The 26,058-nt window shown below is 69.0% G+C and carries 26 protein-coding genes and 1 tRNA gene; 16 read left to right on the top strand and 11 right to left on the bottom strand.

The window, feature by feature from the left end; all coding sequences use genetic code 11:
• The 6 genes from ABH936_RS09925 to ABH936_RS09900 are packed head-to-tail and all read left to right on the top strand — an operon-like array spanning position 1 to position 5,427.
• Entirely contained in the window at positions 1 to 759 is a 759-nt protein-coding gene (locus ABH936_RS09925) for a 16S rRNA (uracil(1498)-N(3))-methyltransferase (RefSeq protein ID WP_006944289.1), read from the top strand.
• A gap of 31 nt (positions 760 to 790) precedes the next feature.
• Positions 791 to 1,873 (top strand): PhoH family protein, encoded by a 1,083-nt coding sequence (locus ABH936_RS09920; RefSeq protein ID WP_006944210.1) that lies wholly within the window; start codon positions 791 to 793, stop codon positions 1,871 to 1,873.
• Positions 1,870 to 2,376: an rRNA maturation RNase YbeY gene (gene ybeY / locus ABH936_RS09915; protein WP_006944324.1), complete on the top strand. Its 507-nt coding sequence runs from the start codon at positions 1,870 to 1,872 to the stop codon at positions 2,374 to 2,376. Before ABH936_RS09920 ends, ybeY begins: the two co-directional genes overlap by 4 nt.
• Before the next feature lie 28 nt (positions 2,377 to 2,404).
• Positions 2,405 to 3,730, top strand: a complete 1,326-nt coding sequence (locus ABH936_RS09910) for a hemolysin family protein (protein ID WP_115297174.1) — start codon at positions 2,405 to 2,407, stop codon at positions 3,728 to 3,730.
• On the top strand, positions 3,727 to 4,671 hold the full coding sequence (gene era / locus ABH936_RS09905; protein ID WP_006944283.1) for a GTPase Era: 945 nt from the start codon (positions 3,727 to 3,729) through the stop codon (positions 4,669 to 4,671). The genes ABH936_RS09910 and era overlap by 4 nt, the downstream gene beginning before the upstream one ends.
• A 9-nt stretch (positions 4,672 to 4,680) precedes the next feature.
• Positions 4,681 to 5,427 carry a trans-aconitate 2-methyltransferase gene (locus ABH936_RS09900; protein ID WP_254653963.1) on the top strand — a complete coding sequence of 249 codons (747 nt, stop codon included), beginning with the start codon at positions 4,681 to 4,683 and terminating at the stop codon, positions 5,425 to 5,427.
• 145 nt (positions 5,428 to 5,572) lie between these two features.
• Here ABH936_RS09900 and ABH936_RS09895 read toward each other — a convergent pair whose 3' ends face one another.
• Complete coding sequence (locus ABH936_RS09895) at positions 5,573 to 6,562, bottom strand: ABC transporter permease (protein WP_006944175.1); 990 nt, start codon at positions 6,560 to 6,562, stop codon at positions 5,573 to 5,575.
• 305 nt (positions 6,563 to 6,867) lie between these two features.
• Between ABH936_RS09895 and leuA the strand changes: the two genes are divergently transcribed.
• Positions 6,868 to 8,619 carry a 2-isopropylmalate synthase gene (gene leuA / locus ABH936_RS09890; RefSeq protein WP_040014391.1) on the top strand — a complete coding sequence of 584 codons (1,752 nt, stop codon included), beginning with the start codon at positions 6,868 to 6,870 and terminating at the stop codon, positions 8,617 to 8,619.
• Between the two features lie 208 nt (positions 8,620 to 8,827).
• On the opposite strand, the gene ABH936_RS09885 is transcribed toward leuA, so the two are convergent.
• The gene (locus tag ABH936_RS09885) at positions 8,828 to 9,247 is read right to left on the bottom strand and encodes a DUF4186 domain-containing protein (protein WP_202775001.1); all 420 of its coding nucleotides are present in this window, start codon (positions 9,245 to 9,247) and stop codon (positions 8,828 to 8,830) included.
• A 172-nt stretch (positions 9,248 to 9,419) separates the two neighbouring features.
• Positions 9,420 to 10,061 carry an alpha-ketoglutarate-dependent dioxygenase AlkB gene (locus ABH936_RS09880; RefSeq protein WP_038568664.1) on the bottom strand — a complete coding sequence of 214 codons (642 nt, stop codon included), beginning with the start codon at positions 10,059 to 10,061 and terminating at the stop codon, positions 9,420 to 9,422.
• A 227-nt stretch (positions 10,062 to 10,288) separates the two neighbouring features.
• On the opposite strand from ABH936_RS09880, the gene recO reads away from it, so the two are divergent.
• The gene (recO, locus tag ABH936_RS09875) at positions 10,289 to 11,098 is read left to right on the top strand and encodes a DNA repair protein RecO (protein WP_062257798.1); all 810 of its coding nucleotides are present in this window, start codon (positions 10,289 to 10,291) and stop codon (positions 11,096 to 11,098) included.
• Between the two features lie 57 nt (positions 11,099 to 11,155).
• A complete protein-coding gene (locus ABH936_RS09870) occupies positions 11,156 to 12,085 on the top strand; it encodes an isoprenyl transferase (RefSeq protein ID WP_369815076.1) in 930 nt (309 codons plus the stop codon).
• 286 nt (positions 12,086 to 12,371) lie between these two features.
• Here the strand turns inward: ABH936_RS09870 and ABH936_RS09865 are convergent, their stop codons facing one another.
• The 5 genes from ABH936_RS09865 to ABH936_RS09845 form a co-directional block, all read right to left on the bottom strand.
• On the bottom strand, positions 12,372 to 12,803 hold the full coding sequence (locus tag ABH936_RS09865) for a Fur family transcriptional regulator (protein ID WP_404603178.1): 432 nt from the start codon (positions 12,801 to 12,803) through the stop codon (positions 12,372 to 12,374).
• 45 nt (positions 12,804 to 12,848) lie between these two features.
• Entirely contained in the window at positions 12,849 to 13,850 is a 1,002-nt protein-coding gene (locus ABH936_RS09860) for a metal ABC transporter permease (protein ID WP_006944160.1), read from the bottom strand.
• Between the two features lie 74 nt (positions 13,851 to 13,924).
• Positions 13,925 to 14,773: a metal ABC transporter ATP-binding protein gene (locus tag ABH936_RS09855; RefSeq protein WP_404603177.1), complete on the bottom strand. Its 849-nt coding sequence runs from the start codon at positions 14,771 to 14,773 to the stop codon at positions 13,925 to 13,927.
• Complete coding sequence (locus ABH936_RS09850; RefSeq protein WP_038568656.1) at positions 14,770 to 15,711, bottom strand: metal ABC transporter substrate-binding protein; 942 nt, start codon at positions 15,709 to 15,711, stop codon at positions 14,770 to 14,772. The genes ABH936_RS09855 and ABH936_RS09850 overlap by 4 nt, the downstream gene beginning before the upstream one ends.
• Positions 15,712 to 15,757: 46 nt before the next feature.
• Entirely contained in the window at positions 15,758 to 16,075 is a 318-nt protein-coding gene (locus tag ABH936_RS09845; RefSeq protein ID WP_006944183.1) for a DUF6703 family protein, read from the bottom strand.
• Positions 16,076 to 16,159: 84 nt separating this feature from the next.
• Here ABH936_RS09845 and dusB point away from each other — a divergent pair, with 84 nt between their 5' ends.
• The gene (gene dusB / locus ABH936_RS09840) at positions 16,160 to 17,392 is read left to right on the top strand and encodes a tRNA dihydrouridine synthase DusB (RefSeq protein ID WP_006944180.1); all 1,233 of its coding nucleotides are present in this window, start codon (positions 16,160 to 16,162) and stop codon (positions 17,390 to 17,392) included.
• A 154-nt stretch (positions 17,393 to 17,546) separates the two neighbouring features.
• On the top strand, positions 17,547 to 19,043 hold the full coding sequence (mqo, locus tag ABH936_RS09835; RefSeq protein WP_404603218.1) for a malate dehydrogenase (quinone): 1,497 nt from the start codon (positions 17,547 to 17,549) through the stop codon (positions 19,041 to 19,043).
• A 115-nt stretch (positions 19,044 to 19,158) separates the two neighbouring features.
• On the opposite strand, the gene ABH936_RS09830 is transcribed toward mqo, so the two are convergent.
• Complete coding sequence (locus ABH936_RS09830; protein ID WP_404603176.1) at positions 19,159 to 20,013, bottom strand: sulfurtransferase; 855 nt, start codon at positions 20,011 to 20,013, stop codon at positions 19,159 to 19,161.
• Positions 20,014 to 20,093: 80 nt separating this feature from the next.
• Here ABH936_RS09830 and ABH936_RS09825 point away from each other — a divergent pair, with 80 nt between their 5' ends.
• The 5 genes from ABH936_RS09825 to ABH936_RS09805 all read left to right on the top strand — a co-directional run bounded on the left by ABH936_RS09825 (position 20,094) and on the right by ABH936_RS09805 (position 24,268).
• The gene (locus tag ABH936_RS09825; RefSeq protein ID WP_040014394.1) at positions 20,094 to 20,372 is read left to right on the top strand and encodes a DUF2277 domain-containing protein; all 279 of its coding nucleotides are present in this window, start codon (positions 20,094 to 20,096) and stop codon (positions 20,370 to 20,372) included.
• Positions 20,372 to 20,785 carry a DUF3806 domain-containing protein gene (locus ABH936_RS09820; protein WP_006944331.1) on the top strand — a complete coding sequence of 138 codons (414 nt, stop codon included), beginning with the start codon at positions 20,372 to 20,374 and terminating at the stop codon, positions 20,783 to 20,785. The genes ABH936_RS09825 and ABH936_RS09820 overlap by 1 nt, the downstream gene beginning before the upstream one ends.
• Positions 20,743 to 22,008, top strand: a complete 1,266-nt coding sequence (locus ABH936_RS09815) for a deoxyguanosinetriphosphate triphosphohydrolase (protein ID WP_369815077.1) — start codon at positions 20,743 to 20,745, stop codon at positions 22,006 to 22,008. The genes ABH936_RS09820 and ABH936_RS09815 overlap by 43 nt, the downstream gene beginning before the upstream one ends.
• A gap of 93 nt (positions 22,009 to 22,101) precedes the next feature.
• Positions 22,102 to 24,087, top strand: a complete 1,986-nt coding sequence (dnaG, locus tag ABH936_RS09810) for a DNA primase (protein WP_404603175.1) — start codon at positions 22,102 to 22,104, stop codon at positions 24,085 to 24,087.
• 108 nt (positions 24,088 to 24,195) lie between these two features.
• Positions 24,196 to 24,268: transfer RNA gene (locus ABH936_RS09805), tRNA-Asn, on the top strand.
• Between the two features lie 150 nt (positions 24,269 to 24,418).
• Here ABH936_RS09805 and ABH936_RS09800 read toward each other — a convergent pair.
• Together ABH936_RS09800 and ABH936_RS09795 are read right to left on the bottom strand one after the other, a co-directional pair.
• Positions 24,419 to 25,333: an amino acid ABC transporter permease gene (locus ABH936_RS09800; RefSeq protein ID WP_006944182.1), complete on the bottom strand. Its 915-nt coding sequence runs from the start codon at positions 25,331 to 25,333 to the stop codon at positions 24,419 to 24,421.
• A complete protein-coding gene (locus tag ABH936_RS09795) occupies positions 25,330 to 26,010 on the bottom strand; it encodes an amino acid ABC transporter permease (RefSeq protein WP_006944292.1) in 681 nt (226 codons plus the stop codon). Before ABH936_RS09795 ends, ABH936_RS09800 begins: the two co-directional genes overlap by 4 nt.
• Between the last annotated feature and the right edge of the window lie 48 nt (positions 26,011 to 26,058).

The raw sequence follows: 26,058 nt of genomic DNA, 5'->3' as shown, positions 1-26,058 counted from the left end.
GTGACCGCGCACCTCTACTTCGTCGCACCCGGCGCTCTGTCCGACGACATACCGCCGGGTGCACCCGTCGTGCTCGCGGGTGACGAGGGACGCCACGCCGTCACCGTCAAGCGGATGGGTGTCGGTGAGCAGATCCTGCTCGCCGACGGCCACGGCCTCGTCGCGCACGCCGTGGTCGCAGAGACCACGAAGGGCGAGCTGACGGCGCACGTGCGCGAGGTGACGCGCGAGACGCCGCCGGCGGTGACGTTCACGCTCGTCCAGGCGCTCGCTAAGGGCGATCGCGACCTGCAGGCGGTGGAGGCGGCGACGGAGCTCGGCGTCGACGCCGTCGTGCCGTGGCAGGCGGAGCGTTCCATCGTGCAGTGGAGGGGTGAGCGCGCCGAGAAGGCCCGCCGTAAATGGGTGGCGCAGGCCGAGGCGGCCACGAAACAATCACGACGGGCGACGCCCCCGCGCATCAGTGACCTCGTGACGAAGAACGCTGCGGCGCAGGCGATCTCGGCCACCGTCGCGGAGGGCGGCCTCGCGCTCGTCCTGCACGAGGACGCCGAGGCGAGTCTCGCGCAGGTCGAGCTGCCGTCGGCCGGTGACGTGATGCTCGTCGTCGGCCCCGAGGGCGGCATCACGCCCGCCGAGCTCGACGCGTTCGTCGCGGCCGGTGCCACGCCGGTGCGGATGGGCGCCACCGTGCTGCGTTCGTCGTCGGCCGGCCCGGCGGCGCTCGCCGCCCTGCTCGCGCGCTCGCGCTGGGTCTGAGCGCCCGAGCGACCACTAGACTGGAGACACGATGACTGACGCTTCCGCGCCCTCCGAGCGCACCCCTCACGACCCTGACGGCCAGGCTGCCTCGCAGCAGACGCGCATCGTCATCCCGCCCGACGTCGCGATGGTGCAGTTGCTCGGGCCGCAGGATCAGCTGATGCGCACGATCGAGCGCGCCTTCCCGCGCCTGTTCGTCTTTGCGCGCGGCAATGAGCTGACGATCGACGGCCCGCGCGAGGACACGGCGATCGTCGAGACCCTCGTCGGTGAGCTGCTCACGATGATCGACGCGGGCCACCAGATCAACCGTGACGCCGTCGAGCGCTCCATCGGCATGCTGCGCGGCAAGAACGCGCAGCGCCCCGCCGACGTGCTGACGACGAACATCATCTCCAGCCGCGGGCGCACGATCCGCCCGAAGACACTGGGGCAGAAGGAGTACGTCGACGCGATCGACCGCAACACGATCGTCTTCGGCATCGGCCCGGCCGGTACGGGCAAGACGTATCTGGCGATGGCGAAGGCCGTCGCGGCGCTGCAGGCCAAACAGGTCAACCGCATCATCCTGACGCGCCCTGCCGTCGAGGCCGGTGAGCGCCTCGGCTTCCTGCCCGGCACGCTCAACGACAAGATCGACCCGTATCTGCGTCCGCTCTACGACGCGCTGCACGACATGATCGACCCCGACTCGATCCCGAAGCTCATGGCCGCAGGCACGATCGAGGTCGCGCCGCTCGCGTACATGCGCGGGCGCACGCTCAACGACTCGTTCATCATCCTCGACGAGGCGCAGAACACGAGCAGCGAGCAGATGCGCATGTTCCTCACGCGCCTCGGCTTCGGTTCGAAGATCGTCGTGACGGGTGACGTCACGCAGGTCGACCTGCCGGGTGGCACGACGTCGGGCCTGCGGGTCATCGAGGACGTGCTCACCGGAATCGATGACGTCCACTTCGCCCACCTCGACTCGAGCGACGTCGTGCGTCACCGCCTCGTCTCCGACATCGTCGACGCCTACGGCCGCTACGACGCGGCAGCCGAGCGTCGCCGCGCCGAGGCGAAGAAGCGCCGCGAGGCGCGCGCCGGCGGCGAGGGGCAGCCGGCATGACGATCGACATCGCCAACGAGACCGACGTCGACGTCGAGCTGGACGAGATCCACGACTGCGCGCGCTACGCGATGGACGCGATGTTCGTCCACCCCAACGTCGAGCTGAGCATCCGCATCATCGACGAGGCAGCGATGGAGACGCTGCACGTGCAGTGGATGGATCTGCCGGGCCCGACGGACGTCATGAGCTTCCCGATGGACGAGCTGACGCCCGGCAGCGAGCGCGAGCCGTCCCAGGAGGGCATGCTCGGCGACATCGTCCTGTGCCCGAGCGTCGCCGCCGCGCAGGCGGCCGCAGCCGGGCACGACACGATGGAGGAGCTGCTGCTGCTCACCGTCCACGGTGTGCTGCACCTGCTCGGCTACGACCACGCCGAACCGGACGAGCGCGTCGAGATGTTCGAACTGCAGCGCACGATCCTGCTCACCTACCTCGCGAGCCGCGGGCGCAGCACGGAGGCGGGCACCATCCGCATCGCGCCGCCGTCCGGGCGCGAGTGACCCCGCAGACCTTGGGAGTGAACCGCACGTGACCATCGTGCTGATCGCCGCGCTCGTCAGCGTGGTCATGGGCTTCGTCTTCGCCCTCGTCGAGTCGGCGCTCGGGCGCGTGACGCGCCACCGCGTCGTCACGCTCGCCGAGGAGGGCCACGCCGGCGCCTCGGCGCTCGGACGCATCGTCGACAACCACGCGACGGCGCTCATGGTGCTGACATTCCTGCGCGTCGGCGCCGAGATGACGGCCGCCGTCCTCGTCACCGTCGCCGCGACACGCGCGTTCGACGGCGCGTTCTGGCCGAGCCTCGCGACGGCCGTCGCCGTCATGGCGATCGCCTCGTTCGTGCTCGTCGGCGTCTCGCCGCGCACGCTGGGCCACCAGCACGCCGACAAGGTGGCGCTCGCGACGGCGCGGCCCGTCCTCGTCGCGCTCACGGTGCTCTCACCGCTCGCGCGGCTGCTCGTGACGCTGGGCAACGCCGTCACCCCGGGTGAGGGCTACAAGGACGGCCCATTCGACTCCGAGGCGGAGTTGCGCGAGTTCGTCGACCTCGCCGAGGATTCCGACCTCATCGAGGCCGACGAGCGGCGCATGATCCACAGCGTGTTCGAGCTTGGCGACACGATCGTGCGCGAAGTCATGGTGCCGCGCACCGACATGATCACGATCGACGGCTACAAGAGCCTGCACCAGGCGATGAACCTGTTCGTGCGCTCCGGCTACTCGCGCGTGCCCGTCATCGGCGAGAACTCCGACGACCTCGTCGGCCTGCTGTACTTCAAGGACGTCGTGCGGCGCACGCTCACCGGCGACGCGGACGCCATCGCCATCTCCGAGGTGATGCGCGACCTCGCGTTCGTGCCCGAGTCGAAGCCCGTCGACGCGTTGCTCAAGGAGATGCAGCGCGACCGCGTCCACTTCGCCGTCGTCATCGACGAGTACGGCGGCACCGCCGGCATCGTGACGATGGAGGATATCGTCGAGGAGATCGTCGGCGAGATCGACGACGAGTACGACCGCGTGTCGCCCGGCGTCGAGGAACTGGGGGACGGCCGCACGCGCGTTCCGGCTCGCATGTCGATCGACGACCTGAGCGAGATGTACGGCGTCAGCATCGACGAGGACGACATCGACACCGTCGGTGGTCTGCTGGCCAAGCTCGTCGGGCGCGTGCCGCTCGTCGGCGCGAGCGGCGAGATCGACGGGCTGCGCCTCACGGCTGAGAAGATGGCAGGACGACGCCACCAGCTCGCGACGTTGATCGTCGAGCGTGTGGAACCCGAAGATCCCACCGACCCGGACGGGCGTGGGGACGAGCGCAGCGCCGAGACGCGCGGCGAGGAGACGGATCGATGACCGAGCACGACACGACCCACGACGGCGAGATCTACCGCGCCGGTTTCGCCTGCCTCGTCGGGCGGCCCAACGCGGGCAAGTCGACGCTGACGAACGCGCTCGTCGGCGACAAGGTGGCGATCACCTCGAGCAAGCCGCAGACGACGCGTCACACGATCCGTGGGATCGTGACGCGCCCCGACGGCCAGATCGTCCTCGTCGACACCCCCGGCCTGCACAAGCCGCGCACGCTGCTCGGTGAGCGCCTCAACGACGTCGTGCGCGAGACGCTGCTCGACGTCGACGTCATCGGGTTCTGCCTGCCCGCCGACCAGAAGATCGGCCCGGGCGATCAGTTCATCGCGAAGGACCTCGCCGAGCTGCAGCGCGTGCGCAAGCGCCCCGTCGTCGCGCTCGTGACGAAGACCGACACCGTCGATCGGGAGCGACTCGCCGAGCACCTCATCGAGGTCGACCGTCTCGGGGAGTGGGCCGCGATCGTTCCGTGTTCGGCGGTTTCGGGCAAGCAGGTCGATGATGTGGCGAACGTGCTGCTGGGTTACCTGCCCGAGTCGCCTCAGCTGTACCCCGACGACGTGCTGACCGACGAGTCGGACACCGTCATGATCGCCGAGCTCATCCGCGAGGCCGCGCTCGAGGGCGTGCGTGACGAGTTGCCGCACTCGTTGGCCGTCGTCGTCGAGGAGATGGTGCCGCGTGAGGATCGCCCGGCCGACAAGCCGCTCATGGACGTGCGCGTCAACATCTTCGTCGAGCGTCCCAGCCAGAAGGCCATCATCATCGGCCGCGGCGGTTCGCGGCTGCGCGAGGTCGGCACCACGGCGCGCGAGGGCATCGAGAAGCTGCTCGGGCAGCGGGTCTACCTCGACCTGCACGTCAAGGTGGCGAAGGACTGGCAGCGCGACCCGAAGCAGCTGGGCAAGCTGGGATTCAACTTCTGAGGTTTTCGTATGAGTGAGCACATGAAGGACCACGAGGCGTGGGCCGAGTTCGGTGACGTGCTGCGGTTGCCGATCAACCCCGAGACCGACTATGTCGGCGGGATTCCCTGGGAGGGAGCCGGGTTCAAGCCTGAGTTGCCGCTCGTCGACATCGGCCCCGGCTCGGGCCTGACGACGGTCGCGCTCGCCGAGCAGTTCCCCGACGCCGAGATCATCGCCGTCGAACCCGACCCGTGGATGCGCTCGATGCTCATGATGCGCATCTCCGAGCGCGACTCGCTGCGTGCACGCGCCACCGTCGTGCCGAACTCGATCCTCGACGCGTGGATGCCCGAGCAGATCGGTGGCGCGCTGCTGTTCAACGTCATCTACTTCCTCGGCGGACGCGCGCGCCTCGCGTTCTGGGATCGCATGGCGCAGGTGCTGCCCGAGGGCGCACCGATCCTCATGAGCCGCGCGTACGGCGTCGTCGACACGGGTGAGGAGCTCGTGCGCACGGCGAGTTCGACGATGGGGCGCAACACCTACGAGCGGTGGCGTCAGACGGTTCCGGTCAAGGACGGGCGCGTCGAGATCACCAACACCTACAAGACGATCCGCGGCGGCGAGGTCGTGCGTGAGGTGACGACGAAGATCGCGCCGTTCTCGCTCGACGAGGAACTCGTCGTCTCCGAGATCCCGATCGGCAAGTTCGCCATCGAGGAACTGAGCGAGAAGTACCTCGTCATCCGCCGCGCGCCCGACATCCGACGCTGAGCGCTCGTCGCCGACCGCTTGCCTGAGGTCTGAAAGTCCGCAATTCGTGATTGCAGTCCTCACGAGATGAGTTGAGGTCCGAAACCCTGCAGTGCAGAGTGTCGGACCTCAACTCGTCTGGGCCGGGTTCGCACAGCGTGGGAGGTCACACGACGCGCAGGGCCTCGACGGGCGTCACCGTCGTGGCGCGACGCGCGGGCGGCAGGGCCGCGACGAGGACCAGCGCGAGAGCTGCGACGACGATGACGGCGAGCACCTCGAACGGTAGACCCCAGACGAAGCCGTCGTTGCCGGCCCCGATGAGCGACTGCGCGCCGAGCGAACCGAGCAGCACGCCGAGGGCGATGCCGACGAGCACGGCCGTCAACCCGAGCGCGAGCGACTCGCGCGTCACCATGCCGCGGATCTGACGCGCCGTGAAGCCCATGGCGCGCAGCATGCCGATCTCGCGGCGGCGCTGGATGACGACGAGCGACATCGTGCTGACGAAGCCGACGCCCGCGATGATCGAGGCGATGACGACGAGCGCCATCATGAGGATCGAGACCATGTGCATGACGTCGAGCGCTTGTGCCCTCTCAGCGGCGCTCAGATCCCACGTCGTGATCGACTCCGACAGCGCGGCGCTGCCGGAGGCGAACGTCGTGACGAGGCCGACGCCGATGACGAGGCCGAGCGCGGCGCGCGTCGCGCGCATCGGGTCAGCGACGGCGTTGCGGCGTGCGATGCGCGCGTCGGGACCGGCTCCGAGCAGGCGTCCGAAGATGGCGACCAGGCGCGGCAGGACGAAGGGCGCGCCCGTGATGAGACCGAGACGGCGCACGCGTGCGTCGCGGTGCACGCCGAGCTTGGCGCAGATCGGGGCGTAGAGAAAGTCACCGAAGATGATGAAGGCGCGCGGGTCGACGAGCTGCATGGCGCCGCCTGCTGCCGCCAGGACGAACATCAGGCGCAGGGTGTGACGGCGGACAAGGAACGCAATGAAGATCGCGACGCTCGCCGCCACGCCCCACCCGGAGCCGTTGCGGCCCGACATGACGCTGAGCGACAGCCCTGTCAGGGCAAGTGCAAAGAGCCCCTCGGCCGCCATGATCCAGCGTCGCGCACGTGGCCCGCGGCTCCAGATGTCGTTCACCCGCCCAGCTATTCACGCCGCGCGCCGGGCCGTCGTCATCCTGTGGTGGGATGAGCGCGCGGTAGCGACGCACCGCCGGCGAGGAAGCTTGCGGCAGCCCGCCGCCGTCCGCTTGCTGGACGACGGCGACGTGCGGGTGGTGGTGTGGGGCGCGTCACCCCTAGGTTGGTGGCATGCGCACGGTTCGGGGAGTGAGTCTCCTTCTTCGTTGCCGCGGTGGGGCCAACTAGTCGGCCATCCTCACCGCGGGGTTGAATGGTGCTCGGCCGGCACCCGCAACGAACGCAGTGAGGCGAACACCACCCATGCACGGATCTCAGCAGCCGACGACGATGCCGATCGGCAAGTACGTCCCCTTCCACGAGCAGATCAAGGTCGACCTGCCCGACCGCACGTGGCCCGACAAGATCATCGAGAAGGCGCCGCGTTGGTGCGCCGTCGATCTGCGTGACGGCAACCAGGCGCTCATCGACCCGATGGATTCCGAGCGCAAGATGCGCATGTTCAAGCTGCTCGTGCAGATGGGCTACAAGGACATCGAGGTCGGTTTCCCGTCGGCGTCCGACACGGACTTCAACTTCGTCCGCGAACTGATCGACGGCGGCCACATCCCCGACGACGTGACGATCCAGGTGCTGACGCAGTGCCGCGACCACCTCATCGAGAAGACGTTCGACGCCATCAAGGGTGCGCCGAGCGCGATCGTCCACTTCTACAACTCGACGTCTGTGCTGCAGCGTCGCGTCGTGTTCAACCTCGACGAGGACGGCATCGTCGACATCGCCCTGCAGGGGGCGCGGTTGTGCAAGAAGCTCGCCGAGACGATCCCCGAGACGAAGGTGTACTTCGAGTACTCGCCCGAGTCGTACACGGGCACCGAGCTCGAATTCGCGGCGCGCATCTGCAACGAGGTCATCGGCGTCATCGAGCCGACGCCCGATCACAAGATGATCATCAACCTGCCGGCGACCGTCGAGATGGCGACGCCGAACGTGTACGCCGACTCGGTCGAGTGGATGTCGCGTCACCTCGACAGTCGCGAGTCCGTCGTGCTGTCGCTGCACCCGCACAACGACCGCGGCGAGGGTGTCGCGGCTGCGGAGCTGGGCTACATGGCGGGCGCCGACCGCATCGAGGGCTGCCTGTTCGGCAACGGTGAGCGCACCGGCAACGTCTGCCTCGTCACCCTGGGCATGAACCTGTTCGGTCAGGGCATCGACCCGATGATCGACTTCTCCGACATCCAGACGATCCGTTCGACGGTCGAGTACTGCAACCAGCTGCCCGTCGGCGAACGTCACCCGTACGGCGGCGACCTCGTCTTCACGGCGTTCTCCGGTTCGCACCAGGACGCCATCAAGAAGGGCTTCGACGACATGGAGCGTCAGTCGAAGGAGACGGGCAAGTCGATCGACGAGCTCGTCTGGGGTGTGCCGTATCTGCCCGTCGACCCGCACGACGTCGGGCGCTCGTACGAGGCCGTCGTGCGCGTCAACAGCCAGAGCGGCAAGGGTGGCGTGTCGTACCTGCTGAAGAGCGAGTACAACCTCGACCTGCCGCGCCGCCTGCAGATCGAGTTCGCTGGCGTCGTGCAGCAGTGGACGGACACAGCCGGCGGCGAGGTGGCGCCGCAGTGGCTGTGGTCGACCTTCTCCGACGAGTACCTGCCCGGCACCGGTGAGGGCGAGCGCGCCTGGGGTCGTTTCAAGCCGGTCGGCAGCCAGCTCGACTCGACGGACGACGGCCGCGACAAGATCACCGTCCGTCTGCTCGATCGCGGCGAGCCCGTGACGATCTCGGGTGAGGGTAACGGACCCATCGACGCCTTCTTCGACGCGCTGAGCACCATTGACGTCGACGTGCGCCTCCTCGACTACACGGAGCACACGCTCTCGTCCGGCGAGGATTCGAAGGCTGCGGCGTACGTCGAGTGCGCCATCGGCGACCGCGTGCTGTGGGGCGTCGGCATCCACGAATCGACGGTGCGTGCGTCGCTCATGGCGATCCTGTCGGCCGTCAACCGTGCCGAGCGTGACGCGGAGGCGGCTGCGGCCTGACGGCTGGGCCAAGGGTTGTGGAGGTTCGCGCTCTGGGTAGCGCGAACCTCCACAACTATTTCGGTGTTCCGCGACGCATGAGGCACTCGGTGCGACACGGCATAATGGGACGAGCGGGTGGAACCCAGTGACCGGGGAAGGTGCTGGGCTCCACCCGCTTCGTCGTGTCAGGGTGACGGGCGTTGTGCGAGCATCCCGCGGGGAGCGCTCAGAAGAGCGCCGCATGCGATGACATGCCCGGTCGCCGATGCTTGGACGGGGGCAGCGGAGCGCGAGAGGAATCGTGGGGGAGGCGTCGCAACTCTCGCTCGATCCAGCGCATGATGACGGCGAAGACGTAGGCCTGATGCTCGTCTGTCAGCGGGTGGTGCTTGACGATGCCGTGGTGCTTCGCGAGGCATCCGCGGCAACAGGTCGCCGTCGCGTGTTGAGCCAGGAAGACCGGATGGCCGCGCATCGGGGTCTGCCGGCCGTCGTTGTCGGGATTGGCAGCGGCGAGGCGCTCGCCGATGAAGCGCGCGGCATGGGTTTCGATCTCGCGACGCCCCCGATCGCGCGCGTACCGCGCATCGGCCGGGCTGAGATGGAACTTCGCCCTGAACAATGATCGCCCGATCCGGTCGAGCACGCCGTCAAGGGTTTCGACACTGCGGGTCGCAAGAGTGGGCGTCGAAGAACGGGGCCGTGGGTCGGGCATGGCTACTGCTCCCCAGGTCGTCGAGGCGCGGGCGCCGTGGGCGCGTCCTGTGGTCCCACGCCCCTCGGCTGCAGGCTGACGGCATGCGTCACGGGGTTGAATCTCATCTCACGTCGTAGGGCCGGAACTGGATGCTGATGCGAGGCCCGACGGACTTCGTCGTCTTCGGAACGGCATGCTCCCAGGTCCGTTGACAAGAGCCACCCATGACGAGCAGGTCGCCGTGGCCGATCTGGAAGCGCAGGCTCTGCCCGCCACCGACGGGGCGAAGCGCCAGTGTGCGCGGCGAGCCGATCGAGACGATGGCGATCATCGTGTCCTTCGTGCTCGAGCGGCCCTCCTTGTCGCCGTGCCACGCGACGGAATCACGGCCGTCACGGTAGAGGCACATGCCGGCGGTGGTGAACGGCTCGCCGAGTTCGGGGGCGTAATGGTCGCTCAGCGCGCGTTGGGCGTCGCGCATCACGGGGTCGGGCCAGCGTTCGTCGCCGCGGTAGAAGCGCAGCAAGCGGGGCGTGGTGACCTCCTTGTCCCACATGACGCGACGCTCGCCCTGCCAGTCGACGCCCGCGCTGCCACCGAGCATGAGGCGGCTGAACAACTCGTCAGCGCCGGTGATGAAGCCGGGGCGCAGGTCGACCCAGGCCCCGCGCGTCAGCTCGGTGCGACGGACGGCGCCTACGAGCGGACGCACGCCGACCTCCTCGACCTGGTCGAGCAGCGACCCCTGTAGACCTGCGAACATGTGTTCGATTATGCGCCTCTTGTCCTGACTCGTCCAGCCCCGCCCTTTGCGCCCAGATGCACCCGGGTGCAGTTGGACGCAGGGGGAAACGGCGGGGGTGGGGGAGCAGAACGCATGTCGGCGGCTGAGGCATGCCTGGGGACGCATCCGCCCGGCGAGTTGCGCCGTCAGCGGACGAGACGCGGGCCCGCTATCGCTGACGCAGGCAACCGCGAGACAATGGAGACATGCCTCCCCTCTACCGTGACGCCGCCATCGTGCTGCGCACCCACAAGCTGGGGGAGGCCGATCGCATCATCACGATGCTGACGCGCAATCGCGGCAAGAAGCGCGCCGTCGCGAAGGGCGTGCGCAAGACGAAGTCGAAGTTCGGGGCGCGTCTCGAGCCGGGCATGGTCGTCGACATCCAGCTGCACGAGGGGCGCAACCTCGACGTCGTCACTCAGGTCGACCTCCTCGCCTCCTACGGCGACGCCATCGCGCAGGACTATCCCTCCTACACCGCGTGTGCCGCGATGCTCGAGACGGCAGACCGGCTCTGCGAGGATTCCGACCGCGTCGTGGCCCACTTCAACCTTCTCGCCGGGGCGCTCGCAGCGCTCGCGCAGCGTCAGATCCCCGCACATCTCGTGCTCGACGCCTACCTCGTGCGTTCCGTCGCGACGGCCGGGTGGACGCCGAGCTTCATCGACTGCGCCGGCTGCGGCGACCCCGGCCCGCAGCGTGCGTTCAACCTCGCCGTCGGTGGCGCCGTCTGCCCGCAGTGCCGCCCGCCCGGATCGACCGCGCCGATGCCCGAGACGTTCGTCCTCATGGACGCCCTGCTGCGCGGCGACTGGATCGCCGTCGCCGCGACGAGCGACGACGCGCGTCGACAGTCGAGCAACCTCATCGCCGCATACGTCCAATGGCACCTCGAACACGGCGTGCGCTCGCTCAGGCACGTCGATCGCGGCGACTACACCGTCGTCGCTCGCTCGACCCCACCCGCGACACCCGCCGAGCCTGCGACGCACGACGTGCCCCCGGCGTCCTGAGAGACTGTCCTCACCGAGACGTCGGGGACACCTACGTCACGCAGCACGACGACAAGAATCACGACCCGAAGGACGACGCCCGTGCCGATCTCACCCGACCCGCACCCCAGCGGCGCCACGCCGCCCGCGATTCCTGCTGAGCTGGTGCCGCAGCACATCGCGATGGTCATGGACGGCAACGGGCGTTGGGCCAACGAGCGCGGTCTGCCGCGCACGAAGGGCCACGAGGCGGGTGAGGCGATGCTGATCGACGTCGTCGCCGGCTGCATCGAACTCGGCGTCAAGAACATCAGCGCCTACGCGTTCTCGACGGAGAACTGGCGCCGTTCGCCGGAGGAGGTGCGCTTCCTCATGGGCTTCAACCGCGACACGATCCGTCGTCGCGTCGACCTGCTCGACTCGTGGGGCGTGCGCGTCATCTGGTCAGGGCGCAAGCCGCGGCTGTGGCGTTCTGTCGTGCGCGAGCTCGAAGTCGCCCAGGAGCGGACGACGAACAACACCGTCTGCACCCTGCAGATGTGCGTCAACTACGGCGGGCGCGCAGAGCTCGTCGATGCCACACGCTCGCTCGCTGACGACGTCGCGGCCGGCCGGTTGAACCCGAAGAAGATCACCGAGAAGACGATCCAGAGCTACCTCTACGCGCCGGGCCTGCCGGACGTCGACCTGTTCGTGCGCAGCTCCGGCGAGCAGCGGACGAGCAACTTCCAGCTATGGCAGAGCGCCTACGCCGAGATGGTCTTCCTCGACACGCTGTGGCCCGACTTCGACCGTCGCAAGCTGTGGGAGGCCGTCGACATCTACGCCCGGCGCGACCGTCGCTATGGCGGAGCCGTCGACGCCGTCGCCGCTCAGCAGGCTGCGGACGACGCTGCGGCGGCAGCTCGGGCGCCGTCGAAGCCCAAGCCGTCCTACGACCCGGTGCTCATGGGGGACCCCGACGCTGACGGCGGCGGCATCTACGAGGACGACGGCCTCATCGACTGACCCGGCCCCCCTGCGATTTACGAAGGTCGACGAAAAGCGCAGAGAGGGACGCAGTTCGCAGTGGTGTCAGATGCCGGCCGCGTCGCCTGATTCACCCCTCGAGACCGGAGTCCGGGGCAGTGCCGTCATGGTATTCAGTGCCGCCGTGACGCGTTAGAGCCGCCGTGACACGGTGGAGACGGCGCCTTCGTGAGGTGTTTGCGCCGTCGCCATGCGGCAGGGTCAGTGCCGTCGAGACATTCGGTGCGGTCCTGACGGGAGAACCCGCCGCAACGCTTCGGGCGACTCAAGGCCCCGCGTCAGAGGGGGCGGAAGCAGAGGCAGCGGCGGCGTCCTGACTGCACGCGCGACACAGCCCGAAGATCTCGAGCTGGTGGCTGACGGCGGTGAAGCCGTGCTCGGCGGCGATGCCGGAGGCCCAGCGTTCGACCGTCGGGCCCTCGACCTCGACGGTGCGTCCGCACCGTCGGCACACGAGGTGATGGTGGTGCGTGGGGGAGCAGCTGCGGTAGACGGCTTCACCGTCGTCGGTGCGCAGCACGTCGACGGTGCCGTCCCCGGCGAGCGCCTGCAGGGTGCGGTACACCGTTGCGAGGCCGATCGTCTCACCGTCGGCGCGCAGCTTCGCGTGCAGATCCTGCGCGGAGCAGAACTCGCCGCAGCCGTCGAGCCTCTCGGCGACGACGCGCTGCTGGCGTGTCGGTTTGCGCGCACTCATCGGACATCCGTCCAGACTCGTCGAAGCTCGAAGCGTCCTGCGCTGTCACACCGCATCATGCGTGCCTTTCGAGGTCTCGACGGCGGGTCGGTGGGCGTCCCAGTGGTCGCCGTGCGGCGCGTGGAACTCACCGTCGTGAAGGTAGTCGACGTGGTCGCCGTGAGGGACGGACGGGTGCCCGCAGCCCTGCCGGTGCTCGTGCGCGTGGTGCGCCACCCGTCGCGCCTGACGAGCGCGCACGGCGTGCACGGTCATCGCCACGAACGACGCGAGCAGGAACAGCGCGATCGCCGCGAGCACGACGGTACCGCCGGGCGGGGTGTCGAGGTAGTACGCGCTGGTGACGCCCAGCGCACCGCTGAGGCAGCCCACGACGACGGCTGCGGCCGTCGTCTGACGGAAGCTACGACCGATCAGCTGGCCCGTCGCGTTGGGCAGGATCATGAGCGCCGAGATGAGCAACAGGCCGATGACGCGCATCGACAACACGACCGTCACCGACGTCAGAATCGACAGCAGCAGATTGAGCGGCACGACGGGCAGCCCCACGGCCCGCGCGTACTCCTCGTCGTTGGCGACGGCGAACAGGCGCTTGCGCAGCACCGTCGTCGCGCCGACGGCGACGAGGGCGAGCGCGCCGAACTGCCACAGCTGGTCGCTCGTCGTCGTGAGGATCGAGCCGAACAGGTACTGACTGATCGACGTCTGCCCCGCGTTGTCGGCGCGTGAGAGCAGTACGACGCCCGCCGCGATACCGCCGTAGAACATGACGGCGAGGGCGACGTCGGCGTTCGTCGTCCCGCGCAGGCGGATGAACTCGATGATGCACGCCGCGACGACGGCCGCGATGAGCGCCGTCAGGATCGGCGAGGCGTGCAGGAGCACCCCGATCGCGACGCCGGCGAGCGCGACGTGGCCGATGCCGTCACCGATGAGCGACAGCCGTCGTTGCACGAGGAACACCCCGACGGACGGCGCGGCCGCCCCGACGAGCAGCGCGGCGACGAACGCGTATCGCATCGCCTCGAGGACGAACAGGTCACCCACGGTGGCCTCCGATCAGAGCGTGGAAGGGAGCGACGGGACGCACGGGCGCCCCATCAGAACACGTAGCGAGCGACTCAGCCACGACGATCCCCCTCCCTGAATCGCCCGTGATCGGGCGCGAACCTGGCGTCGTCGAAGGGTCCGCGCGCGTAGCCCGGCGCGTGGTGCGGCAGGTCCTCGGCGTGGTGGTCGTGGCCGCCGAGCGACACCCCACCGAGCGACGCGCTGACGCGCTCGCCGTAGCGCGCGGGCGGTCCGTCGAACGTCACGGCGCCGTGCGCGACCTCGACGATGCGCGTGACGATGCCGTGCAGCGCCTCGATCTCGTGCGTGACGATGATCATCGTCACGCCACTCGCGGCGAGGCGCTCGAGCACCTCGGCGAGTACCTCCTGACTGGCGGTGTCGACGCCGGCCGTCGGCTCGTCCATGACGAGGATGTCGGGCTGCGCGGCCAGCGCGCGGGCGATGAGGACGCGTCGGTGCTGACCCCCGGAGAGGGTGGCGACGTCGTCGCGGGAGCGATCGGCGAGCCCGACCTCGGCGAGGGCCGCGGTGACGAGCCGGCGATCCTCGGCGTCCGCGCGTCGGTACCAGGGCCGGTGCGGCAGGCGACCCACCTCGACGACCTCTTCCACCGTCGCGCGCACCGACGCCGACAGCGTGTGCCGCTGCGGCACGTAGCCGATGCGCGTGCGCGCCTTGAACGAAGATGCGGGCGTGCCGAACAGCTCGACCTGCCCGCTGACGTGGTCGTTGAGGCCGAGGATGCCGCGCATCAGCGTCGACTTGCCGGAGCCGTTCGGCCCGAGAACCGCGATGATCTCGCCGGGGTTCACCTCGAGCGAGACACCGCCGACGACCGCGCGGCCGTCGTAGCCGAACGCGGCGTCGCGCAGTCGCAGGATGGGGGAGACGCTCACGAGCAGCCCTGGCCCTTCTTCAATGTGGCGAGGTTGGATCTCATCACGGCGAGGTAGTCGCTGCCCTTGCTCGCGTCCGTCAACCCTTCGATCGGGTCGAGGACGTCGACGCGGGCGCCGGTCTGGGAGGCGATGGTCTGAGCCACCTTCGGCGAGACGAGGGTCTCAGCGTAGATCGTCGTCACCTTGTTCTTCTTCACGTAATCGCTGATCGACGACAGCTGCGCCGGCGTCGGCTCGGCCTCGGGGGAGACACCCGACGCGCCGCGCTGCGTCAGCCCATATCGTGCCGCGAGGTAGGCGAACGCCTCGTGGCCGGTCACGATCGTCCGGTTCGTGCAGTGAGCGAGGCCGCCACGGTACTCGGCATCGAGGGCATCGAGATCCTTGACGAGTGACGCGGTGCGCGTGTGGTATCCGTCGGCGTGCTCGGGGTCGTCCTTGGCGAGCCGGTCACCGATCGCCTGGACGACGGCCTTGTAGCGCACCGGGTCGAGCCAGAAGTGCGGGTCGGAACCGCCGGCATGGGAAGCGTGCTCGTGCTCGCTCTCGTCATGGTGGCCCTCCTCTTCGGCTGTGAGGTCGAGGTCGGCCTGCGGCGAGACGTCGAGTGCGCGCCCGGCCTTGGCGCTCGAGGCGACGGCGTCGTCGACGCTGGCCTGGAAGCCCTTCGCGTAGACGATGAGGCGGGCGTCCGCGACGGAGGCGACCTGGCGGGGCGTGAGCTCGACGTCGTGCGGCTCCTGGCCGGCCTTCGTCAGGTTCTTGACGGTGACGTCTGGTCCGCCGATGCGTTCGAGCGCGTACTGCATCGGATAGAAGCTCGCCAGTGTCTGGACGCGGCCGTCGTCGGTGCGCCCGTTCTCGGAGCCGCAGGCGGTGACGCCGAGCCCCAGGGCGGCGGTGAGAGCAACGGTGAACGAGCGACGCATGAACATGACAATGATTCTCACTCAAAGTGAGAATCATTGTCAAAACATGGGGTTACCTCGGGAACGCCAGCACGATCGTCACGCCCAGCGTCAGCACGATGACGGCGGCGCGCGCGAGGCGGTCGAGCGGGCGCAGCTGCTGCCACGACAGGTACAGCAGCCAGGCGAGGAAGGCGGTGACGAGGCCGAACGCGACGGCTCCGACGACGCCGCGCACCGCGATGCCGACGATCATGAGGACGGCGAGGACAGCGAGGATGACCCACTGCGGCAGGCGCGCCAGCGCCCCGATCGCAGGGTCGGAGGCGTGCATGGCCTTCGCGCGGCTCGTGCTGACGGAGACTTCGGGTCGTGGTTCGTTGCGTGACACGGCACCAGGGTAGTGGGCGCGGGCCGGGTGCTGCTCCAGTCGTCATGTCGCCAGCCTTGCGCGCGAGTGGGACACTGAAAGGCGATGACTGTTCTCGAAGCCCCTCCCGCACCCGGTGCGCTCGTGCGCGACCCGTCGGCGCTGCCGCCGCTGCAGATCGGACGGCACACCATCACCTCGCCCGTCGTACTCGCGCCGATGGCGGGCATCACCAACCGTGCGTTCCGGCGCCTGTGTCGTCAGTACGGCGATGACGGCTCCGTCGCCGCGGGTGCGAGCGGCGCGACGTCGCTCTACGTCAGCGAGATGATCACCTCGCGCGCTCTCGTCGAGCGCGTTCCGCTCACGATGAAGCTCATCGAGACCGACCCCGACGAGAACCCGCGCTCCATCCAGCTCTACTGCACCGACCCGCTCAACGCCGGCAAGGCGGCGCGCATCCTCGCCTCGGAGGGCCGTGCGGACCACATCGACCTCAACTTCGGCTGCCCGGTGCCCAAGGTGACGCGCAAGGGCGGCGGTTCCGCGCTGCCATGGAAGACCGAGCTGTTCCGCGGCATCGTCAGCGCCGTCGTGCGCGAGGCGAGCCCGTACGACATCCCCGTCACCGTCAAGATGCGTAAGGGCATCGACACCGATCACCTCACCTACCTCGAGGCGGCGCGCATCGCCGAGGGTGAGGGCGTCGCGGCCGTCGCGCTGCACGCCCGCACGGCCGCACAGGCGTACTCGGGCCACGCGGACTGGTCGGCGATCCGCACCCTCAAGGAGACCGTGACGAGCATCCCGGTGCTCGGAAACGGTGACATCTGGTCGGCCGAGGACGCCATGCGCATGGTCGCCGAGACAGGCTGCGACGGCGTCGTCGTCGGGCGCGGCTGCCTCGGACGGCCCTGGCTGTTCACCGACCTCGCCGCGGCCTTCGCCGGTTCCGACGCCCGCGTCGACCCGACGCTCGGTGAGGTCTGCGCGACGTTGCGCCGCCACGCGGAGTACCTCGTCGAGTTCTACGACGACGAGCTCAAGGGCTGCCGCGACATCCGCAAGCACATCGCCTGGTACTTCAAGGGCTTTCCGGTCGGCTCGCAGCTGCGCCATCAGCTCGCGCTCGTCGACTCCCTCGCCGCGCTCGACGACCTCGTCGCCGGGCTCGACCTCGACGCCCCGTGGCCCGGCGCTGCGGCGGACGGGCCGCGCGGTCGCGCGGGCAGCGAGCGACGCGTCGTCCTGCCCGACGGGTGGCTCGACACGCAGGAGCTCACCGCCGAACAGGCCGCCTGGGTGGCCGAGGCGGAGGCGGAGAACTCCGGAGGCTGACACGTCAGGCGTGTCACGGATCACATCACCCCGGTAGTTCATCGCCCCGTTGCACGCTCGGCGTCGAGGAGGACTACCGTGGAGAACAAAGCGTCGCGATGCGGCGCGCCAGCAACACGACACATCAGCGCGTAAGGGGCATGTGGTGAACAACGTGGAGGGCGCGAAGAGCGCATCCGATTCCGTCGACGTCCTGCTCGTCGGCGGCGGCATCGTCAGCGCGACGCTCGGTGCCATGATCCAGCGGGTGCACCCCGAGTGGTCGCTCACCGTCTTCGAACGTCTCGACGAGGTCGCCCTCGAGAGCTCGAACGGCTGGAACAACGCGGGCACCGGCCACGCCGCGCTGTGCGAGCTCAACTACACGCCCGAGGCGGCCGACGGCAGCGTCAACATCTCGAAGGCCATTGCGATCAACGGCCAGTTCCTCACGACGAAGACGTTCTGGGGTTCCCTCGTCACCGAGGGCGCGATGCGTGAGCCGTCGACGTTCATCAACAACACGCCGCACATGGCGTTCGTGCGCGGCGATGCGAACCAGAAGTTCCTGCGCGAGCGCTTCCGCCTCATGAGCGAGCACCCGTTCTTCCACGACATGGAGCACTCGGAGGACTACGGCCAGATCGAGCAGTGGTCGCCGCTGCTCATCGAGGGCCGCCCGGCCGGTGAGAAGATCGCCGCGACCTACGCCCCGAGCGGCACCGACGTCGACTTCGGCGCCGTCACCCGTCAGCTGTTCGAGGACTTCGTCGCCCGCGGCGGCGCACTCGAGCTCAAGCACGAGGTCACCGACATCGAGCGCAATGCCGACGGCTCGTGGAACGTCACCGTCAAGAACCGGCGGGACGGCGCGACGCGCGTCGTGCGCACCAAGGTGCTCATGCTCGGCGCGGGCGGTTACACGCTCAAGCTGCTGCGCAAGGCCGGGGTGCCCGAGGTGAAGGGCTACGGTTTGTTCCCCGTCTCCGGCACGTTCCTGTCGACCGAGAACCCGGCCGTCACCGCCAAGCACCAGACGAAGGTGTACGGCAAGGCCGCCGAGGGCGCGCCGCCCATGTCGATGCCGCACCTCGACGCACGCATCATTGACGGCCAGCGCACCGCGCTGTTCGGCCCGTTCGCCGGTCTCGTGCCGAAGTTCCTCAAGGAGGGCTCGGTTCTCGACCTCTTCCAGTCGCTGCGCACCGACAACGTGCTGCCGATCGCGACCGCCGGCCTTGAGAACCTCGGCCTGACTAAGGTGCTCGCGCAGGATCTGCTCGCGAACCAGGCCAAGCGCATCGAGGCGTTGCACGACTTCGCGCCGACGGCCGTCTCGGACGACTGGAAGCTGTTCACCGCCGGCCAGCGCGCGCAGATCATCAAGCCCAGCTCGGGCACGAAGGGCACGCTGCAGTTCGGCACCGAGGTGATCACCTCCGCGAACGGCACGATCGCGGGTGTGCTCGGCGCGTCGCCGGGTGCGTCGACCGCCGTCCCGATCGCGCTCGACATCCTGCGTTCGTCGTTCAAGGACGAATGGGAGCGTTGGGAGAACGAGCTGCGCAGCGTCATCCCGATGCTCGGCACCGACGTTGCGAGCGACCCCCACCGCGCGCTCGAACTCGAGGCCGAGGCTGACACGAAGCTGGGTCTGCCCAAGCGCGGCTGACCCACGCTGACACGACGAACGGCCGGCCCCTGCACGAGCGGGGGCCGGCCGTTCGCGTCTGTCACGGGTGGGGCAGCGAAGGGTGCGAGATCGCCGAGGGGCGCGACGGCTCGGTTCAGTCGCGTTCGACGGGTCGTTCGGGGTCGCTGATCCAGTCCGACCACGACCCGATGTAGACCGCCGGGTCGTCGAACACGCCGCTCACCTCGAGCGCGAGCGCGAGATGCGCGGCCTGCACGCCGGAGCCGCAGTAGACCCCGACGCGTTCATGACGTGGGATGCCACGCGCGGTGAAGCGCGTGGCGAGGTCGTCGCTCGTGAGAAAGCAGCCGTCGGCGCCGATGTTGCTCAGCGCCGGGATGTTGACGGCGCCGGGGATGTGCCCGGCGACCGGGTCGATCGTCTCGTTCTGGCCGGCGAAGCGGTCGGCGGGGCGGGCGTCGACGAGCAGGTGACGCGCGGCGAGCTCCTCCGCGCCGTCGGCATCGACGAGAGTGAGGTGGCGGGGCGTCGCGATGAAGTCACCGCGTTGCGTTGGCGTCGGATCGCCCCCCTCGAGCGCCCCGCCGGCCTGCTTCCACGCGGCGAGACCGCCGTCGAGCACCTGCACGTCGAGCTTGCCGAAATAGCGCAGCAACCACCAGCAGCGGGCCGCGGCGAGGCCGTTCGCGGCGTCGTAGACAACGACGGGCACATCGTTGCGGACGCCGGCGGCGCGCATCGCGTCCTGGAACCGATCGAGCGACGGCATCGGATGACGCCCGCCCGCGCCGTCGTCGCTGACCGCGTCGCTGAGGGCGTCCTCGAACTCAACCCAGCAGGCGCCGGGCAGGTGTGCGTGCAGGTACGCCTCGTGCATCGAGGGCTGCCCGAGCGCCCACCGCACGTCGAGCAGGTGGAAGCTTTCGCCGGCTTCTAGGCGTGCGGCGAGTCGGTGAGCTGACACGAGCGGGTGCGGCAGGTGCGTCATGCTGTCAGCGTAGCGAGCCGGGGCCCGGCGTGGCGCCCGATGCGACGGCTGTTGTCGGCGTCGTGTGGCACGCTTTAGGCATGTGCCGCAACATCCGCCCGCTCAACAACTTCGCGCCCCCCGCGACTGACGAGGAGGTGCGTGCCGCAGCCCTGCAGTACGTGCGCAAGATCGGCGGCTCGGCCAAGCCGTCGAGCGCCAACGAAGCCGCCTACGAGCGCGCCGTCGACGTCATCGCGCAGGCCTCGCGCGAGCTGATCGACTCTCTCGTGACGAGCGCGCCGCCCAAGGACCGCGAGGTCGAGGCGAGCAAGGCGCGCGCCCGCGCGGCGCAGCGCTACGCGGCGGTGGCGAGCTGATGGCCGACATCATCGTCGAACCCGTCGGCGAGGCCGAGCAGACCGTTCTCGACGGCTGGCTCGATGACGCGGCGCGCTGGAACATAGACGTCACCGACGTCGCGACGATCGACGCGGCGTACGAGAGTTACGTCGACCGGGTCATCGCGCAGGACGAGACCGAGCGCGAGGATCCGACGCCGTTCGTCGCGATGATCGGCTTCGCGCTGGGGCAGTGGTTGACCCTGGAGACGGTGCTCGAGTGGCGGGTCATCACGGACGCCGAGGGCCGCGACATCGGGCTGTCGCTGCCGGACGAGTCGAGCATCATGTTCCCGAGCGACTTCGTCGCCGATGCCTGGAACGAGATGCAGCGCGACTGGCTCGCCGACTGGGCACGCGACCTACGCACGCAGCTCGAGGTGCTTCGCTGAGCACGTACGCGGCGCGCGATCGGGAGCGCTTCGTCGCGGAGGATCGCACCCGCAAGCGCAGTGATCGTGACGACTTCGCGCGCGATCGAGCGCGCATCGTGCACAGCGCCTCGCTGCGGAGGCTGTCGACGAAGACGCAGGTGTGGCAGGCCGGGACGGACGACTTCGTGCGCAACCGGTTGACGCACTCGCTCGAGGTCGCGCAGATCGGGCGCGAACTCGCGGACGCGCTCGGTTGCAACTCGGACGTCGTCGACGCCGCATGTCTCGCGCACGACATCGGCCACCCGCCGTTCGGGCACTTCGGCGAGAGCGTGCTCGACGCGCTCGCGGCCGACATCGGCGGGTTCGAGGGCAACGCGCAGACCTTCCGGCTGCTGACGCGCCTCGAGGCGAAGCGGCACACCTCGGGAGGGCGCTCCGTCGGGCTCAATCTCACGCGCGCGACGCTGGATGCGGCGACGAAGTACCCGTGGCGCCGTGGCGAGGGCCCGGCGGGCACCACGAAGTTCGGTGTCTACGAAGACGACGCGGACGTCTTCGCGTTCGTGCGCACCGAGGCGCCGGCACGCACGTGCCTCGAGGCGCAGGTCATGGACTGGGCCGACGACGTCGCCTACAGCGTCCATGACATCGAGGACGCCGTCGCGGCCGGTGCGCTGGAGTTGCGGGCGTTGCGCTCGCCGGCTGAGCGTGCCGGCGTCATCGCCGCGGCGCGCGCCCGGTACGCGCCCGATCTGAGTGATGACGCGCTCGCGGAGGCCTTCGACGCCCTGCTGCACGACGACCTGCCGGCATCGTTCGTCGGTTCGCGCCGCGATCTGGCGGCGTTGAAGGACATGACGAGCAAGCTCATCGGCCGTTTCGCAGCGGCACCCGAGGACGCCACGCGCGCCGCGTACGGCCACCAGCCGCTCGCGCGGTACGACGCTGTGCTCGTCGTGCCCGACGACGTGCGTGCACAGGTCGCGGTCCTCAAGGGAATGTCGGCGCACTTCGTCATGTTCACGCAGGCACGCGAGGCGCAGCACCGGGTGCAGCGCGAGGTCGTCGAGTCACTCGTCGCCCGTCTCGTCGCTGATCCCGAGCGCATGGACGTACCTTTTCTCGACGACGCGCGCGCCGCGGCCGACGATGCCGGCGTGCTCCGCGTCGTCATCGACCAGGTCGCGTCGTTGACGGACGGGCGAGCGCTCGCGGAGGCGGCGCACGCCCCGTCGTGACGATCGGATGGGGTTGTCGGTGGCCGCGCCTACACTTACGGTGCGTGCCGAGCCGGCCGTGGCCGGGCATCGCGTGAGGTGGGAAGGAGTGACGTGGCGGGGCTGATCAAGGCAGAGGACATCGCTGCCGTGAAGGATCGCGTCAACATCGAGGACGTCGTCTCCGAGCACGTGACGCTGCGGCGCGCGGGCGCCGGTTCGCTCAAGGGGTTGTGCCCGTTCCACGACGAGAAGACGCCGAGCTTCACCGTGCGTCCCGCCGTCGGTGTCTATCACTGTTTCGGGTGCGGTCAGTCGGGTGACGTCATCTCGTTCGTCATGGAGACCGAGCACCTGTCGTTCACCGAGTCCGTCGAGCGCCTCGCCGCGAAGGCCGGGATGGTGCTGCGTTACGAGGAGGGCGAGCGGCCCGACCGTGAGCCGCCGGGGCGGCGCATGCGGCTCGTCGAGGCGCACCGCGTGGCGGAGGAGTTCTACACCGAGGCGCTGCTTCGCGACCCGTCTGCCCGCGCCGGGCGGGATTTCCTGCGCGCCAAGGGTTTCGACGGCAAGGCCGCGCAGCACTTCGGCGTCGGCTTCGCGCCACGCACCGGCGACGCGCTGACGGCGCACCTGCGCGCCAAGGGTTTCAGCCCCGAGGAGATGACGACTGCCGGGCTCGTCGGTCAGTCGTCGCGGGGCCTCTATGACCGGTTCCGTGGCCGCGTCGTCTGGCCGATCCGCGACATCACGGGCGACACCGTCGGCTTCGGCGCGCGCCGCATCTTCGAAGACGACCGCATCGAGGCGAAGTACCTCAACACGAGCGAGACGCCGATCTACAAGAAGACCCACGTCCTGTACGGGTTGGACCTCGCGAAGAAGACGATCGCGCGCGAGCGACGCGCTGTCGTCGTCGAGGGCTACACCGACGTCATGGCCGCGCACCTCGCGGGCGTCGACAATGCCGTCGCGACGTGTGGCACGGCGTTCGGCGTGGATCACATCAAGTCGTTGCGTCGCATCATGCGTGACGAGGCCGGGGGCACCCCCGCGCGCGTCATCTTCACGTTCGACGGTGACGCCGCCGGCCAGAAGGCGGCGATGAAGGCGTTCGACGAGGATCAGCGCTGGGCGAGCCAGTCGTTCGTCGCCGTCGCGAAGGACGGGATGGACCCGTGCGACCTGCGCCTGCGCCAGGGCGATGAGGCGGTGCGCGGTCTCATCGAAGACGCGGTGCCGATGTTCGAGTTCGCCGTGCGCACGACGATCGCGGGGTTCGACCTCGACCACGCGGAAGGGCGCGTCGCCGCCATGCGCGCGGTGGCCCCCATCATCGCCGGCATCCGTGACCAGACGCTGCGGCCCGAGTACGTGCGCACGGTCGCCGGGTGGATCGGAGTCGAGATCGAGCAGCTCAGCGCCGCCGTGCGCACCGCGCCGCGCGGCAAGCTGAGCGAGCGACGCCCGCCGCGGCGGGAGGGGTTGCCGGCCGCATCGTGGCAGGGTTCTCAGCAGCCATCGTCGGGCCCCGGCGGTGGGCAGCGCGAGGGCCAGGGCGTGTCGGAGGCCGCTGAGCCGCAGCGTCCGAGCATCCCGAAGCCGAACCCGCGTGATCCGTCGATCGCGGGGGAGCGGCAGCTGTTGCAGGTGATGCTGCAGTACCCGGAGTCGTTGAAGGGCACCGTGTTCGATCAGCTCGTACCGGGGGACTTCAGCGCGCCGGCGCACCAGCTCATCCTGGCGGCGGCGATCGGGGCCGGGGGACCGGGTTCCGTGGCGTCGATCGGGGCGTGGAACGAGGCCGTACGCCGCGGCACCGACCCGCAGCTGCACGACGTGCTCAACGAGCTCGTCGTCCGTGACCTGCCGACGAAACTCGACGAGGCGACGGGCCGCCCGGATGAGCGATATGTCGCGGCGCTCATCCAGAACGTGCAGGAGGGCGCGCTCAGCTCGGCGATCGCCGATGCCATGGGGCAGCTTCGCCGTCTCGACCCGAACGCGCCGGGTTACGCAGACGCCTCCCGCGCAGCGAGTGCGCGCCTGTTCCAGTTGCAGACGCAGCTCAACGCGCTGCGCGAGGCCGGTCTGAGATAGGTGCCCCGGGCGAGCGCAACGCTGCGATTGTGAACGCGCGTCGAACCTTTGCTATAGTTACGGCGCGCCAAACGTTCGGGTGAGAGCCTGAACCGCTGGGTCGAGCATTCCCCTATAGCTCAATTGGCAGAGCATTCGACTGTTAATCGGAGGGTTCTTGGTTCGAGTCCAAGTGGGGGAGCATCACCGAGAACCGCCTCGTATCGCGATGATACGGGGCGGTTCTCGCATGCTGTGGCGGCTCGTGCGCCGCTGAGCGCGTCCTGACGCAACACGACGCGGGGGGCCTCGACCGATCATGGTCGAGGCCCCCGCGTCGTGTGCGCGAACGTCAGGTCGTGTGTTGCTCGCCGAAGTTGACGCCCGGGGCGCCGGTGACGGCGACCCCGGCGGTCACGCCCGCGCCCGGCCCGTCGCCGTGTTCGCTCGCGCCGGCTGCCTGCCCGCGGTTCTGCAGGCGCTTCTCGACGAGGATGGCGATCTTCGAGATCGTGTAGTTGAGCGCGATGTAGATGAGCGCCACGACGAAGATCATCGGCACGATGTTCGCCGACGAGACCGCGGCGTTCTTGGCCTTGTAGAGCATCTCACCGTAGAGCACGTTGTACCCCAGCGCGGTGTCCTTGAGCACGACGACGAGCTGGCTGATGAGCGTCGGCATCATCGCGGTGATCGCCTGCGGCAGCAGGATCGAGCGCAGGGTCTGCGTCTGTGTCAGACCGACGGACAGACCCGCCTCGCGCTGCCCGTTCGGCAGCTGGTCGACGCCGGAGCGGATGACCTCGGCGACGACCGCACCGTTGTAGATGATGAGGGCGACGACCGTCGCGATGAACGGGTTGTTGTCGTTGTCACCGCGGGTCGAGAGCCAGCCGTAGACGAACAGCATCATGAGCAACACGGGCACGGCACGGCCCAGCTCGACGATGACGCCGGCGACCCACCGCAGGGGCCGCACGTGCGACATGCGGGCCATCGCGAAGACGATGCCGAAGACGGCGGCGCCGACCATGGCGGTGCCGGCGGCCTTCAACGTGCCGAGCAGGCCCGGCAGGATGTAGTCCTGCCACGTCGAGGCCTCGAGGAACGGCTTCCACATGGCCGAGGTGAGCTGGCCCTTGTCGTCGAGACGGCGGTAGACGAGCCACAGCAGGCCGAGAAGGACGAGAGCGCCGAGCACCGTCAGGACGGCGTGTCGCCGGCGGGCCTTCGGGCCCGGGGCGTCGAAGAGAACTCCGCTACTCATCGCTTCACCGCCAGTTTCTTGCCGAGGTAGCCGACGAGCAGACCCGTCGGCAGGGTCAGTGCCACGAAGGCGAGGGCCGAGGCGAAGAACGCCTGGTTGAGCAGGCCCGGGTCGTCCTCGGTCACCTTCGCCAGCATCGCGGCCATCTCCATGACGCCGATGACGACGGCGACGGTGGTGTTCTTCGTCAGCGCGATGAGCGCGTTGCCGAGGGGGACGATCGCGCCGCGGAACGCCTGCGGCAGGATGACCTCACGCAGCGACTGGCTGAACGTGAGCCCGATCGAACGCGCGGCCTCGGCCTGCCCGAGCGGGATCGTGTTGACGCCGGAACGCAGCGCCTCGCAGACGTAGGCGGCGTGGTAGACCGTCAGGCCGATCACCGCGAGGCGGAAGTTGTTCGACGTGAAGAAGTCGGGGCTCTTGCTGTCAGCGAGCTCGACGCCGAGCTTGGCCCACAGCACGAGGTTGCACGACAGGATGATGAGCGTCAGGGGAGTGTTGCGGAAGATGTTGATGTAGGACGTGCCGAGGAAGCGCAGCATCGGCACCGGCGACATGCGCAGGACGGCGACGAGCGTGCCGAGGACGAGGGAGCCCACGGCGGCCACGAGGGTCAGCTTGATCGTCATCCACAACGCGTCGAGCAGATGATAATCGCTGAAAAGCGTTGACATGCAAGGCCTTTCAATGGGTGACGGTGACGGGCGCGGCGGGTGCCGCGC

The sequence above is a fragment of the Dermacoccus sp. GAS27A genome, assembly GCF_044909235.1.
Taxonomy (GTDB): Bacteria; Actinomycetota; Actinomycetes; order Actinomycetales; family Dermatophilaceae; genus Dermacoccus; species Dermacoccus nishinomiyaensis.
The sequence above is the reverse complement of the archived record's forward strand: the minus strand, read 5'-3'. Positions and strand labels throughout refer to the sequence as shown.